The following is a 14,867-nucleotide window of genomic DNA, read 5'->3' as shown; positions in this document are numbered from 1 at the left end:
AATTATGTTTAAGCAAATAAAAGACCTAGCAGGCGGTGAGTTTTATCTCATCGCATCACTGCTCATATTTATGATTTTCTTCATTATGGTAGGCATTTACCTTATCAAAATGAGTAAAGCACAAGTTGCAGAAATGAGTAACCTACCTTTTAACGAACCTCAAACAACAGACGGATATGAAGAAGTTTAGTTTATTGATGATGTTATTGGCTACAACCTTCGGCTCGTTTGCGCAAGAAGCTGCAGCCGCCGAAGAAGAAGCTAAGGTAGTTATTCCAGAACCATCTTTGGGTATCAGCACTACAGAACTGCTAATTGTTACTTTGTTGGTATTTTCTATTATCCTGTTGTTTGTTGCCATCACTTTGTATAAAAGTTTTAAGGTGATATACCAAGAAAGCAAAAATCCAACGCCTTATAAAACAAAAGTGGAAAGGGCTTTAGAATATGAAGAGTGGATAAAACAAAATGGTGAGAAACCTAGTATTTGGAATAAGTTATTGAGTTTAAAACCACTTTCGGCAGAGAAGGATTTAGAAATCCCACATTCTTACGATGGTATCAAAGAGCTAAATAATCCTATCCCAGCTTGGTTTAACGTATTGTTTTACGGCACATTGGTTTTTGCTGCGGGTTACATGTATTATTACCACATTGGTAACCACGGCGAAAGACAGGACGACGAGTACAAAACAGAAATGGCGAAGGCCGATATCGCAAAGCAGAAATTTTTAGCAAAATCTACTTCGTCTGTTGATGAAAATTCCGTGAAAATAGATCCATCGCAAATTGCAGTAGGAAAGGGTGTTTTTGATGCTAATTGTGTTGCTTGTCACGGAGCTGCTGGCGAAGGCTTGGTAGGACCAAACTTAACCGACGAATTCTGGATACACGGTGGTAGCGTGAAGGATATCTTTAAATTGGTAAAATACGGTGCGCCAGAAAAAGGTATGGTAGCTTGGGAGAAAAATATGAGCTCGGCTAATATTAGTGCCGTTACTAATTACATTATCTCGTTACAAGGTACTAAACCTGCAAATGCAAAAGCACCACAAGGCGAAAAATATGACCCAGCTGCGGAAGTTGTAGCGAATTAACATAGTAGCACGTCATTTCGACTGGAGTGCAACGAAATGGAGAATTGAAAATCAACGGAGTTAAATCTTTGAATATGCTCATTTGGATAGTCCAAAGATTTCTCCGCTACGGTCGAAATGACGTAACCTTTGTTGTCATTGCTAGAAGAGATGACAGAGCAAGCTTTTAAGAATAAGTGCAGAAAGATATAGAGATGGCAAAATCCCAAAACAATAACAAAAAAGAAAGCGCTAAGAGCGGGGGCAGAGCGTTCCTTTATCCTAAAAAACCTTCTGGTAAATTATACAACCAAAGGAAATGGGTGAGCTACGTACTGCTTTTGCTTTTGTTTGCTTGTCCATTTGTTAAGCTTAATGGCGAACAACTGGTGTTGTTCAACTTTCTAGAACGCAAATTTGTATTTATTGGGCTCATTTTTACCCCACAAGATTTCTATCTTTTTGCTTTAGCAATGCTGATTTTGGTGTTGTTCATCGTTTGCTTTACTGTAGTTTTAGGTAGGTTATGGTGTGGTTGGGTCTGTCCGCAAACTATTTTTATGGAGATGGTTTTCCGTAGAATTGAGTATTGGATAGAAGGCGATGCCAACCAACAAAAGAAACTAGATGCACAGGAATGGAATGCAGAGAAGGTTTTCAAAAAAGGATTTAAGCATTTTCTATTTTTGACGATATCCTTCCTTATTTCTAATGTCTTTTTAGCTTACATCATTAGTGCCGATAAATTATACCAAATCATTACCGAACCTATTAGCGAACATACTGTAGGTTTTATTTCGATCTGTATTTTCACCTTCATATTCTACGGTGTTTTTTCTTATGTGAGGGAAGTGGTTTGTACGGTTATTTGCCCTTATGGTAGATTGCAGGGCGTTTTGTTAGATAACAAGAGTTTAATTGTAGCTTACGATGAAACCAGGGGCGAACCTCGTGGTCGTATTCAAAAAAGCTTAGACCAAAGTTTAAAAGGTGATTGTATTGATTGCAGTTTGTGTGTGCAGGTTTGTCCAACAGGAATTGATATTAGACAGGGAACACAGCTAGAGTGTGTGAACTGTACGGCTTGTATAGATGCTTGCGATGAAGTGATGATCAAAATAGGTAAACCCGAAAAGCTAATCGGTTTTTATACCCATGATTTTATACAGAACAGAAATAAGTTTAAATTAGGCGTAAGGGCTTGGGGATATGCTGCTGTTTTGGCGGTAGTAATGATCATCTTTTCTTCCTTGATTTATAAAAGAGAAGATGTGCAAACCACAGTTTTAAGAGCTAGCGGTACCTTATATCAAAAAAGACCAGATGGCAGTATTGCTAACTTGTACAATGCCGAGCTAATTAATAAAACCAACAAAGACATCAAATTTATATTTAGATCTACGGATGTAAATGACAAGATTGAGTTGATACAAACAGACACAATTTTACCTAGGGAAGGTTCGGCACATTTAACTTTCTTCTTAATCAAACAGCCAAAAAATATTAAAGAGTTTAAAAGTAAAGTTAAATTTGAACTGGAGGTTGAAGGAAAGGTGATTAGTGAAACTAGTACAACGTTCTTTTCACAACCATAGTCAGTTGCAGTTAACAGTCGGCAATAGGCAGTTTTCAGTTAACCAACAATTAAACAATTAAAGATTTCCATATATGAATTGGGGTGCGAAATTAATTTTAGGAATGGCATTGTTCATGTCGTTCATTATTGGAATGGTGGTTTACATGTTTAAAAACCACGATAAAGATGCCTTGGTGGAAGAAGATTACTACGAAAAAGGCATTAATTACGATAAAGAATATACTGCCAAGAGCAATGTTTTAAACGATGATGCAAGTCCCGAGATTACAATTGGACAAAACCAAATCACTTTAAAGCTGAAAGATGCAGCAGCTTATCAGCTTACATTGATGCGTCCATCAGCCAAAAAGAAAGACGTAAATAGTAGCGGTAAAACTGTGGGAAACGAAAATTTAATTGTTATCGAAACAGCTAACTTAGATAAAGGACTTTGGTCTTTGAAATTAGAATGGCACTCTAACGGTAAGGAATACCTATTTACCAAAGATATCACGATATGAGTTTGATGCCTCTTGCTTTTTTAATGGGTTTTTTGGGAAGTGTACATTGTGCCGTTATGTGCGGACCAATTGTACTTGGCTTGCCATTGGACAGAAAAAGCAGCTGGCAAAATGTATTGCAAGTAACATTATATCAGTTAGGAAGAATATCAATTTATGCTTTGCTAGGTTTGCTGGTTGGCTTGGTAGGCAATACTTTCGCTGTTTTTGCTAAACAAGAAACGCTGAGTTTAACCATTGGGATTGTATTGATACTTTTTACAATAGCGCAGTTGAGCGGTAAATATGTAAGCTCTTTTCAAAAGCTACAAAACAAAATGGTACTGCCCATTAGCAAGCTAATGGGTAAAGTGTTTAAACTTCCTTTCTGGGGCTTTTTTGCAGGCATGCTCAATGGGCTAATTCCCTGCGGAATGGTCTATTTAGCACTAGCAACAGCACTTAATTCGGGTACATCACAATCTGGTGCAAGTTTTATGCTGCTTTTCGGTTTAGGCACCACACCATTAATGCTTGTCATTTCGTTAGGTGGCGTTTACCTTAAAAAGTACTTCAGGTTTAATAGTCAAAAACTGATACCTTGGTTTGCACTATTCATTGGTGCGTTGTTTATTCTGCGCTCTGCACACTTGGATATTCCTTTTCTTTCACCGCATACACATTCTACCTACGGTGATGTAGAGAGGTGTGATTAGTCTTTTGCCACAGATGCACAGATAAGAAATAATATATATCAATTAATTTAATTTTATAGATTAAATCTGTGCATCTGTGGCTAACTTAATTCTTCAACATTTTAAAAGAGAAGAAACCCAGCAACGCAATAATCACTGCCATCAAACTCCAAAGCCAAAGTTTATTTTCAAATAAAGGTTTTTCGGTTTTAACTGCATAAGATGGGTTTTTCTGCTCTTCGCCAACATCAACGTTAGTTAAATTTAACGGGATTTTATTTTCAAATTTTTCGATTTCGTAATTAGGCGATACTGCATCTGTTTTTCCGTAAAACACCACATAATTTGCATTTAGGTCATCAAAACGGGCAATCAACTCATATATGTTGCCTTTCAGTTGCAGGCCGCTTAATTGCAAAGGCTTATTGTCATTATTGGATATCGTAATTTTAAGTCTATTGGTAACAACATTAGAAAAATTGAATTCTGGTTTTTCCAAAGAGCTAATGGTGCCATCATAAATGGTAGCAAAATTGTATTGAATGCCTTTTTCAGTCTTGAAACTATCTGTCGCATATTCAATTCTGATAGGGCGATAGAAATCAAAATCACTTTGTGCATTTAACTTTAGGAAGGCAATTGGAACAGCATTTTTTATCCCAACCTCAATAATGGTTTCCTTATTCTTCGCATCGTTTTTAAGTTCATAAGATTGATACCTTACATCAGTGTAAACACCCTTTACCGTATCCGTTTTGTTAATCAGCGCTTCTGACAAACTGGGTTTTTTGGGACTTTTAATCAATAACCTGTAGTATTGATATTTCGAATCGGGAAAACTGAGTTTGGTAAATTGATAATCTGTTTGGCTGTTTTTGATGGATAAAATGCGATAATCTTTCAAAACTGTAAACCATTCTCTATTATCGTTGCTGCCTTCCAGCTTCACTAACCAATTGAAATTCGTTTCTTTAAAAGACAGCGCAATTTGATTAATAACAGCAGAACTGTTTAACTGAAATGTATAGAAATACCCTTCAGCAGTTTCACTCTCATTAACAGGTTTAAAATCAACCTTCTTCGAAATTACCTGTTCGGCTCGCTGTTTCAAAATGTAGGGCACTTCTGTGGTGTCTTTTCCATTTGTGCCAAAAATCCGCAGGTCTTCAAAATCGGCATTCACCTTTTGATATAAATCATCAGGTATTGTGAGTTTATGCCAATTCGCATTTACACCCGTAATTTGCCTCTTCAATTGATAAGTATTGGTTTGCGCTTGTGTAGAAGTAAAGCAAACCAATAGTGCTAGCAATAACTTAATTTTTAACTTCAGCTTCATCAATAATTAAATGTTTGTATTTATTATAAAGGAATGAAATGATCAATAGCAATACGCCTAATGATACAAATACGATGGTTTTAGATATGGTGCTCAGATAAGCAATATCGTAAAAGAAAAGTTTAATAAGTGTGATGCCGAATAAAACCATAGCACCTATACGTAGGTGTTTTTTGTTCTTTGCTAATCCAACACCAATTAAAAACAGCGAATAAACACCCCATAAAATGCTTAGACCTAGTTTATAACTTCCATCTGCTCTCATCAATTCTATAATATTAATTAGTTCACTACTGATGATCCACAGCGTAGAAATATATACAACGTAATCCAATAACAATTTGATGTCTTTTTTTAGCAAACCAGAGCTTCTCAATTGATAAAGTTGTACGATTAGCAGTGCAAAAAATGCAATGGCTAAATATCTAATGCCAACATTAAATGAACCGATCACAAAGTACTGTTGTGGCGTTAAATAAGACTCTCTCAGCTCACTTAAAATATATAATCCACTTACTAAAAACGAAAAGATTACCAAAAGGTTGATAATCAAATTAGCTATTGCCAATTGGTTATTTTTAAGTTTTTTAATGTTGATGATGGTAAGCGCAGCTGCAAAAACCAAAGTATAGATATAAATCCAAGCGTTCTTAATATCAAGGTAATTGTAGTTAAAACGGTATTGGTCATCTAGATTACTTTTGTTAGCGTTTAGATTGATCTTAGTTGTTTGGTATAGGTTGTTAAAATATCTCGAAATTTCTATCTCGAAAGAAAAATACGTAACAACGAGCAGCATTCCAGGGATAGCATAGGTTAAAATATCTCTCATCCATGTCCATTCTACTGCCTTTTCTGTATTCTTCCGGTGCACGCTTAATATCCAAATGAAACTGGCTATAAAAATAGCAGCGGTTAAAAAGATGACATTAAAAAATGGTGTAATAATGATGTCGTTATACCAATTTCCAGTAGCCGACCAATCTTCCAATAGACTTGTAAACGCCAAGAATATTAGTGGAAATGATAATTTCTCGTAGATCATTATCTTTTTCACTCTGCCAAGGTAAAACAGTATTGCAGCTTCTACGGTCCAGAAAATAGTAACCCATCCACCGTTTAGCTGCACCGGAACAGCCAAGGTAATGAAAGTAATTACCATTGCTAAAATAAGGTAGAATAGGTTTTTATCCGCCAGTTGCTTTTTGTAAATAATTACACCTACCACAAAGTGGATGATTGCGTTGGCTAATGTAAACAAGCCCAATAACTCTACGCCAATTTTGTTTCCAGATAAAAGAAAGTAGCCAATTCCGTAATAAATAAAGCTATTTAAAAGCAGTAGGATAACATCGGTAACTCCAAATATCTCCTTTTTACTCACCTTGTAGGCGAGGTTAGTGATATAAAAAATAAGGAAAAATACTGCTGAGAAAACTAGGGCAAGTTGGAAATGGTCTCTCGCCACGTAAGAGCCAATCATCCAGCTTAAGAATATGAGCCAACTTAGTGCAAATGAAGCGTAAAGTAAAGATTTCCAATATTTTTTAAAGCTTATAATTAGAATGCCTACATTAATAATAGCCATGTATGTAAACAGCACAGCTACCTTGCCAGAACCATCGCTCAGTAAAAACGGAACCGCATAAGCGCCTACCAAACCAAAATGAGCAATAATTTGTCGGTTGTATTTGATAGCAGCAACTACTGTAAACGAAGTGAAAACTACCATCAGAGCAAATGCCATTGCTTGCGGTATGAGTGTATAAAAATCGTAAGCGGTATAGGTGATGAAATACAGAATAGCTACAGCACCACTTACCAAAACTGCAGAAAATTTCTCGTATTTAGTTTTAAGTTTAATAGCAAATGCCAACAAACCTGCGCCAACTAGGTAACCTAGCACAATACGTGTTAGTGGACTAATTAACTGATTATCGATAGCGTATTTTGCACCAATACCAACACCGATAATTAAAATAAGTATGCCTATTTTGCTGATTAGATTTTCGCCAATAAACTTCTCAAAATCAGATTTAACCATGTTTTGTCTGCTTAACCTATCAGCAAAACTTGATTGTTGAAATTTGGGTGGGGTAATTGGTCGGGGTGTTGCATTCTCAACAATAGGAGTGGGAGTAGAAGATGCGCTAACTTTTACAGGTGGAAATGGTGGTTTATTAATTCCTTCCTCTAATTCTGGTTTCTGAGGAAATTGTAAGGCATTTACTTCTTTTCTTAATGCTGCTATTTCAGCCTCGAAGCTTTGCTGTCTGATAGACAGATTTTCAATTCTTGCAAGCAACAGATTTATTTTTTCAGAATTATTCATTAGTTTTTCTATTCAATAAAATAGCACTCAATAATGCAAGGTTAGCGAATTTATTTCAAAATTTATTTTAGTTCTTATTCGTTAAAGATGTGGTATAGCTTAAAGTTGTGTTATCACTTTTTTGTTTGATCTATTTTGTCTGATAATTTTCTTGTAATATGTATTAATACCTAAAAAAGAGGTATTTTTCTTTTAAATATACTAAGATGTGAGTATTAATTTTATGTTAATTATTCCGCATATTTGTAGGTATATGAAGGAAAAAACCAACGCCTCTCTATTTTTAAGTTTGTTTTCTATTTTGCTTTTTGGTGGGTGTGATAAGGATAACATTAACAAGGAGTTTGGTCAGTATGCGGTAGCTATAAGCTACGTAGGCGACGACTTTTTGCAACTGCGTTTTGTTATTGATGGCAAAGAATGTGGCCAGTTTGTTCCTGTGCCAAATATAAATCCAAGCTATATCGAAGATTGTAGTGTTTTAAGCCAGCCTAACAATTTAGCTAATGTTTTTGTGCTTAAAAAAATACCTGTAGGTAAACATGAAATTGAAGTAAAAACGGAAAGTGGAGTGCTTGTTAAAAAATTAGAGTTTGAAATGATAAATAAGGAGTGTATTTTCCAGAATTTGGAAATTGAACTAGATTAAAAAAGTCCCGATTGGGACTTTTTTTATATACCTAATAATGTAGAATGTTTATTGAGCAATTCTTGAAGCTCGTGAGGATAAAGCGGCTTCTTTAGTAATTTAATCACCAAGGGATTTGCTTCGGCCTTCTTGATATCGCCAAAGTCTAAAGTAGATGATAAAATTGCCAATTTGCAATGATCTAAAAATGGACGTGGAAAGTTTTTGTAAATCTCTAGGAACTCGAAACCATCCATCTCTGGCATCTGAATATCGAGCAAAATGAAATCTGGCCACAATTCTGGGGTATCTAAGTTCTTGTTAATATATTCAAGCCCCTCTTCTCCCGATTGAACAGAAACAATTTCTTCAAAGAAACCCGATAACCTAATTATTTTATAATTGATTTTTAAATCGATATCATTGTCGTCAATCAATAACACTTTTCCTGTCTTATTTGGCATTTGGTATCGTTATTTTAAAAGTTGTACCATCTTCTATATTTGAATTAACGTTAATAGTACCGTTAATCTTATTCAAAGCTTCTTTAACTATAAATAAACCTAAGCCGCTGCCGTGGTGCATCTTGCTTTTAAAGAACTGTGTAAATATTTTTTCTAGATGCTCTTTCAAAATGCCCATACCATTGTCATTAATGTCAATATGTGCGTTGTGCGCATCAACGTCTATTTCTATATTTACTGTTTTATTTACTTCGCCAGCTTTTTGATACTTGATAGCATTTGATATGAGATTGCTCATGATCACTTCAATACGATACGCATCGCCAATAAATTTTTCGTTTTGATTAATTTTTACGTTAAACGAAGTGTCTTTATCAGAATAACTGTGTAATTCAACTAGTTCGGATACTAATGTATTAAAGTTTATTTCGGTTTGGTCAGTAACGTCTTTTGCGTTTTTGTAGTATTGAAGTGTTTTTTGGATGTAGTAATCTAGTTTATTTGAGCAGGTTTCGATCAACCCCCAATATTCGCCGCTAGAATCATACAAACCTTCCATTTTAACAAGGTTGATGATGCCAATTACCGAAACTAAAGGCGCTCTAAGTTCGTGAGAAATGCTGTAAATAAAGCGATTAAGCTCATCATTTGTCTTTTCAAGCTCCGAAATTTTATTGCGTAAATCTATTTTCGCTTTGTAAGCATCGTAAGCATTTTTGATAGAATTATGCAGTTCAAGATCGTTCCAAGGTTTAGTAATGTATCGATAAATATCGCCATGGTTTATGGCATCTGCCAAGGCCTCTATATCCGTATATCCAGTCAATAGAATTCGGATAGGATCGGGGTGAGTTTCTACAATGCTTTTGAAAAACTCTACACCAGTAGTGTTAGGCATTTTCTGATCGGCAAGCACAACATGAATATCTATACTCTGCAAGATCAGTAGACCTTCCGCTGCAGAAATAGCTGTGTAGATTTCATACTGCCGCCTAAAGCTCGCTTTAAAAGCTTGAAGATTATTTTCTTCGTCATCTATGTATAAAACGCGTACAGTAGGATTGCTCATTTGCCGTTACAGTATATTTACTTGCAATATAATAATAAATTCAGTTCCTTTTCCAACTTCAGAAATAACTTCAATATGTCCTTTATGTTTTTCGATAATACTAAAAACAATAGATAAACCTAGACCCGTGCCTTCACCAATGTCTTTCGTGGTAAAGAAAGGTTCGAAAATACGATGCTTCACTTCATCGCTCATCCCTGTTCCACTATCTTTAATACTGATGAATACTTGCTGGTTGCTGTACCAACTGCGGATGGTTAAAAACTCTTCTTCTTCCTGTACCTCTTTACTCTTAATTGCCTGTACCGCATTAGAAACCAAATTCATAAATACCTGATTGATTTTTCCTGGCATACATTCAACCTTTGGAAGATTACCAAGGTCTTTCACCACGGTAAGGTTATCTGGTAGGGTGTTTCTAATTAAAACCAACGTGGATAAAAGTCCTTCGTTAAGGTCAATTGCCTTCATGTCAGTTTCGTCAACCCTACTAAAGTTCCGTAAACTTCTTATGATTTCGGCTGTACGTTTAGCGCCTTCGCTAATGCCCGACAACAAAGAAGTGATTTCGTTATTGATGAAGCCTAAATCGATCTGTTTTTTATATGCTTCTATCGCTTCAATTTGAGGCTTCACATCTTTTTCTAGATCAATCTTCTCATATTTGTTAATGATCTCTTTCAGATCGTCGATATCTAGCTGTAAAGGTTTTACATTAGAAGTTACAAAGTTAATGGGATTGTTGATCTCATGTGCAATACCTGCGGTAAGCTGACCTAAGGCCGCCATTTTTTCGGCATCTACCAATTGAGATTGCGTAGATTTTAAATTGTGAAGCGTTTCGTTAAGCGTTCCGTTAGCACTTTCAAGTTCCTCGGTGCGTTCTTTAACTTTTCGCTCTAATACTACGTTTTGTTCTTTAATTAGTCTTTGGTTTTCTAGCGATGCATTTAGGGCTTGCGCTTGTGCGGTTTCGTTTTCCTTTTTAAAGTAGTTTATTTTATCAGCAAGTGCAAAAGAAAGTAACATTACCTCTATGGCCGAGCTTATTTGTAGCAAATAGGTTGTAAAGGTATTGTAAGGAATAACTCCGTAATCTTTTAAAACAAAAAACACTGCGCCAACCAATAAAATTGACCATGCAATTAAATAAAAACCAGCGGGTTTAAAATGTTTTTTGAAGTAAACGTGGTATGAAGCATACATTGCAATAGCAGCACCTGATAAGGTTAGCACCTGCATTACTACAAATGCAATATTGCCTCCTAATGTGAATAGTACCCCGAAGTTTATCAAAACCAATATCAAATAAATATTGAAAAGCTTATGTGATAAAGGCGAAAATAATTTCGTGTTAAGGAATGATATTGTAAACAAACAGGCAAAAATCAAACCTAAAAGGGAATAAAGTATGACGGAGTTTTGGTCAATAAACGAATTGAGCTCCCAGATATAGCGCAAGCCATAGCCCTGTATTGAAATCTGCGCTAGCCAAGTAAATAAAATGTAGAATACATAAAATATGTAACTTCTATCTCTAACTACAACAAACAGAAACAAGTTGTACACAAACATAATAAGCATTACCCCTGTGTAAATACCAAAGATGATATCTCTAGTGGCATGTTTTTCTAATAGTTGGTTTTCGGTAACTATAGAGATTTTTGTAATGAACACTTCATGTGGTTTTAATTTCAGGTAAATGGTATCATTAACGCTGAATTTATTTGGAAGTGTAAATGCATAACCTTGATTGTTTTTCTTGTCGCCATCTTTAAAAACACTGTAAATTGGCTTAGAAATGAGCTTTTGATCTTGTAATTTATAATACGAAGTAACAGATGAGAAACGAGATTGCTCTACAAAAATTAAATTGTTGTTAAATATTAGGTTATGGTCTGTTGTTAATCTGATCCAAAATGTGGCACTACTTGCTCCGAAATTTAAAATATCGGTTTCTACCTCATCAAAGCTCATTTTCGGTAGCTGGTTAAGCCCCAATTTGCCACTTTCGTCTTTTAAGTATTGAATTTTAAAAGGAAATTGGTTTTGGGTCGCTCCAAAGCAACATATACTCCAAACAAGGAGTACCGAAAGGGTGAGAGTTTTTCGGATGGATTTGTTGATCATGTTTTTGATAAATCGAATAGAAGAGTTATTTCTTCATTTTGTTTTGAAATGATGTTTTTCGTAGAGATAACATCACGTCGCATATCTAATATGTTTGTTTTTTCAGGTTCGGTTGTAAGGGGTAAATTTACGATATCGTGGTTAAACATTACTGTTGCAGTCATATCGTCTTTAGGATAGTAGAATTTTCCGTCGTTTCCTAGTTCTTTAACTACTTGAAAACCACCTCTAATTACATTTCTATAAGTTGCAGGTGCGGCAAGACCAAATAGGGTAGTAAGGTTAATGAATTTTGCATAGGCAACACAGGCAGTGCTTAAATGGTTGCTACCTATTCCTAATCCTGCAATTTCGAACGAATTCCAAACGCCAGCAACTTCTCCAGTTCCCGCATCTGTATGGTCATCAACCATTTTATATATTTTTTCGTCCATGTAGCCTACAGCTTCTTCAATAGGAAGTGCATTTATTCTGTTTGCTCTGTGTACACGACCACCACCAAGTGCTTTTCCTGTTTCTGCATCGGTTACTAACATAACATACACATCTGGATTTAGGATCCAATCTGCTCGAGCCGAAGTGATTTGAGTAATCCCGAAAATTTCCAAAACACGCCTGTGACCGTCAACAAACTGCATGCAGGCGTCTCTATCTTCTACCGCTCTAAATGCGGTAAACTTAATATGTTTGATATTTGAATTATGCTCTTCCAATGGAGAAAATTTTATTGTTCGACTTTCTGATAGTTCTTTCTGGAGATGGGCTTGCCTCGAAAATTCTAAACATAAAGATTGATGTTTGATTTTCTGGTTTGTCAAAAATAAGATTTAGCTCTTGCTCTGCGTTGGTTAAGTATTGTCTCCTTTCATCTGATATGGTATTGTCTTTTTCTATTGAGTTTTTGTAGAAAAATAATAGAGGTACATTTACTGGGTGTATCTGTAAGCCTTTTGAAGTAGCACCCAGCCATAGTTTTTCTGCTGCAATACCACCGTTTATCCAAGAATTTACTTCGTTGTTTGGCATGGTAATTAAACCAATTGCGGATGAGCTCATGAATTGTTGGGATAGCAATCTATTGAAAGCACCGCCGCCTTTAATCTCTTCAAGAAAATCAATCATTTTCCTGTTCTGTAGTAAGCGAATTCCGAGTAGATCATTGTTGGTTAGATCTAGTGTGTGTATGCCAATACCATCCTGAGTTTCATTTGTTTGCTCAACAGTCCAGCGCATTTCTCTTGTAATGAAATCCTCATGAGCTTCAGGAATAAATATCCTAAACAGATCTGTCGCGGTTGCAATTTCCGACAGCTTTCTGATTTTTGGTAAATCCTTGACGAATGTAAGTTTCGCTCCCTCAGTATCGCTTACCAAATCAGTGAAATAACTGATGTGCTCATCACTTAGTTCGTCTTTTTGTGCAGGGCTTTTTCGGTTGGTGTGTCTAAGTGGTATCTGTTTTTCTAGTAGAATTTCTTCTTCTGTAGCTTTAGTGGTACTATTGGTAAAAGCAAATACTGCCAAATGCTTAGGCGCAAATTCTGGAGTAAGTTTCCATGCTGCTTTTAGGTTAAGCGTTGCTGCCTTTAGCAACAAGTTTTCTATGGCAGCGCCGATAGAAGTGTAGGATGAAACAAATTGTGGATCTAGGTAGGCTAGGGCAGTACTTTCATCTAAAAACAAATGAAGTTGTTTGTTTTGGTAGTGCAGTCGCCAAGGTTGATTATTACCTCCAGACGGAGCTAGCTTTACTGCCTCTACTAATAGATCCAATTCAACTTCAGAAAGATCTTTGCTGTTTTCAGTAAATATGCCCAGATTGTTTTCTTTAATAAAAGTGCTGAGTTGTTCTGTACTTAGTGGAGCTGCTGTATTTTCTTCTTCAGTAGATATAGTCTCCGGAATTGGATCGCTAATCAACTCGTCGAGGTCTAGAAAAAATCTGCCCGAAACTTTTAGGTTATTAAGCAATATTTTGCGTGAAAGATCTGCGCTAACACCTCCGCCAAAAGTTACTGCACTGGCTAATTGGGGCCAGGTAGAGATTGAACTCATCAATTCCACAGCTGAGGCCTTCATTCTCGTAGAAAGTGTTTCGAAGCCTGTTACTGCGGTGATATAAGGTATTTTTTCATCGAATGACTTCAGATCCTTGAACTTCTTCATATCGAGATGGGCCACCATACCATGAAGAATTGGCCGTTCGGGCTCTAAATCGAACCTTTCTATGTCTATAGTGCCGCGGTCACTTCCTTCCATCAATACCGGAATTTGAAGCTGCTTTGCTATTTTTCTAGCATTTATTTTAATATCGAAGCTGTCACATTCGTCTATAAGTAAATCTAATTTTCCATTGCCAGTTAAAAAATCTTCAATGTTTTCGTCTGTAACCCCCTTGTCATAGCATACTACCGATAAAAATGGGTCTATTTCTGCTATTTCTCTAGCAACAATTACTGTTTTTTTATGGGCGATGTTTTGAACTCCAGTTCTAATCCGATTGATGTTACTTAGATCTAGTTCGTCGAAATCTGCAATTCGTAATTCGCCAAAGCCACGTTCCATTGCTAATGTTAAAGACACAGACTGTCCAACGGACAAACCAACTACGCCAATTTTTTTTGTGCTAAGTATTTGCTGCTCTTTTTCTGTGATTTTATGTTTATTTCGGTTCGTTCTAACCACTACAAATTCTGCTTCATCTAGCAGGTGTACTAATTTGTTAGACCAAGGATAATATACCCAAACACCATAGGCTTCGCTATTGCCTAATTTCTCGCTTACCGCATTTTGGAATTCATCTTTTGATAGGAAAGCTGCCGTTGGCTTAATACACTTTAGGAGTTCTGCAACTTGTTCCCTAATAGTGTCAAAAACCTGCAGCCCGTTCGCTTGAGCTATGATTTGTTCAAATTGTGATCTATCTTCTTGTTCGGAAAGCCTTAGGATTAGGGGCTTATATAAATCTTTACTTTTTTGTGTCTGCGCTATAAGTGCGTGCAACGGAGGGGATAAAGCTTCTGTATTATACATTATTGTATTCTAAAAATGAATTTCC

At 36.1% G+C, this 14,867-nt stretch carries 13 protein-coding genes; 6 read left to right on the top strand and 7 right to left on the bottom strand.

What is annotated here, in order from left to right:
• Positions 1–4 precede the first annotated feature (4 nt).
• From AC23ME_RS07055 to AC23ME_RS07035, 5 genes are all read left to right on the top strand, one after another.
• Entirely contained in the window at positions 5–190 is a 186-nt protein-coding gene (locus AC23ME_RS07055) for a hypothetical protein (protein ID WP_487727053.1), read from the top strand.
• Positions 177–1,097, top strand: a complete 921-nt coding sequence (locus AC23ME_RS07050) for a cbb3-type cytochrome c oxidase N-terminal domain-containing protein (RefSeq protein WP_487727052.1) — start codon at positions 177–179, stop codon at positions 1,095–1,097. The genes AC23ME_RS07055 and AC23ME_RS07050 overlap by 14 nt, the downstream gene beginning before the upstream one ends.
• A gap of 194 nt (positions 1,098–1,291) precedes the next feature.
• Complete coding sequence (gene ccoG / locus AC23ME_RS07045) at positions 1,292–2,671, top strand: cytochrome c oxidase accessory protein CcoG (RefSeq protein WP_487727051.1); 1,380 nt, start codon at positions 1,292–1,294, stop codon at positions 2,669–2,671.
• Between the two features lie 73 nt (positions 2,672–2,744).
• A complete protein-coding gene (locus AC23ME_RS07040; RefSeq protein ID WP_487727050.1) occupies positions 2,745–3,173 on the top strand; it encodes a FixH family protein in 429 nt (142 codons plus the stop codon).
• Positions 3,170–3,868, top strand: a complete 699-nt coding sequence (locus AC23ME_RS07035; RefSeq protein WP_487727049.1) for a sulfite exporter TauE/SafE family protein — start codon at positions 3,170–3,172, stop codon at positions 3,866–3,868. The genes AC23ME_RS07040 and AC23ME_RS07035 overlap by 4 nt, the downstream gene beginning before the upstream one ends.
• 85 nt (positions 3,869–3,953) lie before the next feature.
• On the opposite strand, the gene AC23ME_RS07030 is transcribed toward AC23ME_RS07035, so the two are convergent.
• Both AC23ME_RS07030 and AC23ME_RS07025 read right to left on the bottom strand, forming a co-directional pair.
• On the bottom strand, positions 3,954–5,186 hold the full coding sequence (locus tag AC23ME_RS07030) for a DUF3999 family protein (RefSeq protein WP_487727048.1): 1,233 nt from the start codon (positions 5,184–5,186) through the stop codon (positions 3,954–3,956).
• Complete coding sequence (locus tag AC23ME_RS07025) at positions 5,164–7,518, bottom strand: DUF2339 domain-containing protein (protein WP_487727047.1); 2,355 nt, start codon at positions 7,516–7,518, stop codon at positions 5,164–5,166. Before AC23ME_RS07025 ends, AC23ME_RS07030 begins: the two co-directional genes overlap by 23 nt.
• Before the next feature lie 253 nt (positions 7,519–7,771).
• Between AC23ME_RS07025 and AC23ME_RS07020 the strand changes: the two genes are divergently transcribed.
• Positions 7,772–8,167: a hypothetical protein gene (locus tag AC23ME_RS07020; protein WP_487727046.1), complete on the top strand. Its 396-nt coding sequence runs from the start codon at positions 7,772–7,774 to the stop codon at positions 8,165–8,167.
• A 23-nt stretch (positions 8,168–8,190) separates the two neighbouring features.
• On the opposite strand, the gene AC23ME_RS07015 is transcribed toward AC23ME_RS07020, so the two are convergent.
• Genes AC23ME_RS07015 through AC23ME_RS06995 form a run of 5 tightly spaced genes read right to left on the bottom strand, consistent with a single transcriptional unit; the run spans position 8,191 to position 14,842 of the window.
• Positions 8,191–8,610: a response regulator gene (locus AC23ME_RS07015; RefSeq protein WP_487727045.1), complete on the bottom strand. Its 420-nt coding sequence runs from the start codon at positions 8,608–8,610 to the stop codon at positions 8,191–8,193.
• Positions 8,600–9,679, bottom strand: a complete 1,080-nt coding sequence (locus AC23ME_RS07010) for a hybrid sensor histidine kinase/response regulator (RefSeq protein WP_487727044.1) — start codon at positions 9,677–9,679, stop codon at positions 8,600–8,602. Before AC23ME_RS07010 ends, AC23ME_RS07015 begins: the two co-directional genes overlap by 11 nt.
• Before the next feature lie 6 nt (positions 9,680–9,685).
• On the bottom strand, positions 9,686–11,809 hold the full coding sequence (locus AC23ME_RS07005; RefSeq protein ID WP_487727043.1) for a sensor histidine kinase: 2,124 nt from the start codon (positions 11,807–11,809) through the stop codon (positions 9,686–9,688).
• Positions 11,806–12,522 (bottom strand): hypothetical protein, encoded by a 717-nt coding sequence (locus tag AC23ME_RS07000; RefSeq protein ID WP_487727042.1) that lies wholly within the window; start codon positions 12,520–12,522, stop codon positions 11,806–11,808. The genes AC23ME_RS07005 and AC23ME_RS07000 overlap by 4 nt, the downstream gene beginning before the upstream one ends.
• Positions 12,509–14,842: an Rv1355c family protein gene (locus tag AC23ME_RS06995; protein WP_487727041.1), complete on the bottom strand. Its 2,334-nt coding sequence runs from the start codon at positions 14,840–14,842 to the stop codon at positions 12,509–12,511. The genes AC23ME_RS07000 and AC23ME_RS06995 overlap by 14 nt, the downstream gene beginning before the upstream one ends.
• Positions 14,843–14,867: the final 25 nt, after the last annotated feature.

Source organism: Pedobacter sp. T50_32, assembly GCF_057652195.1.
The sequence above is the reverse complement of the archived record's forward strand: the minus strand, read 5'-3'. Positions and strand labels throughout refer to the sequence as shown.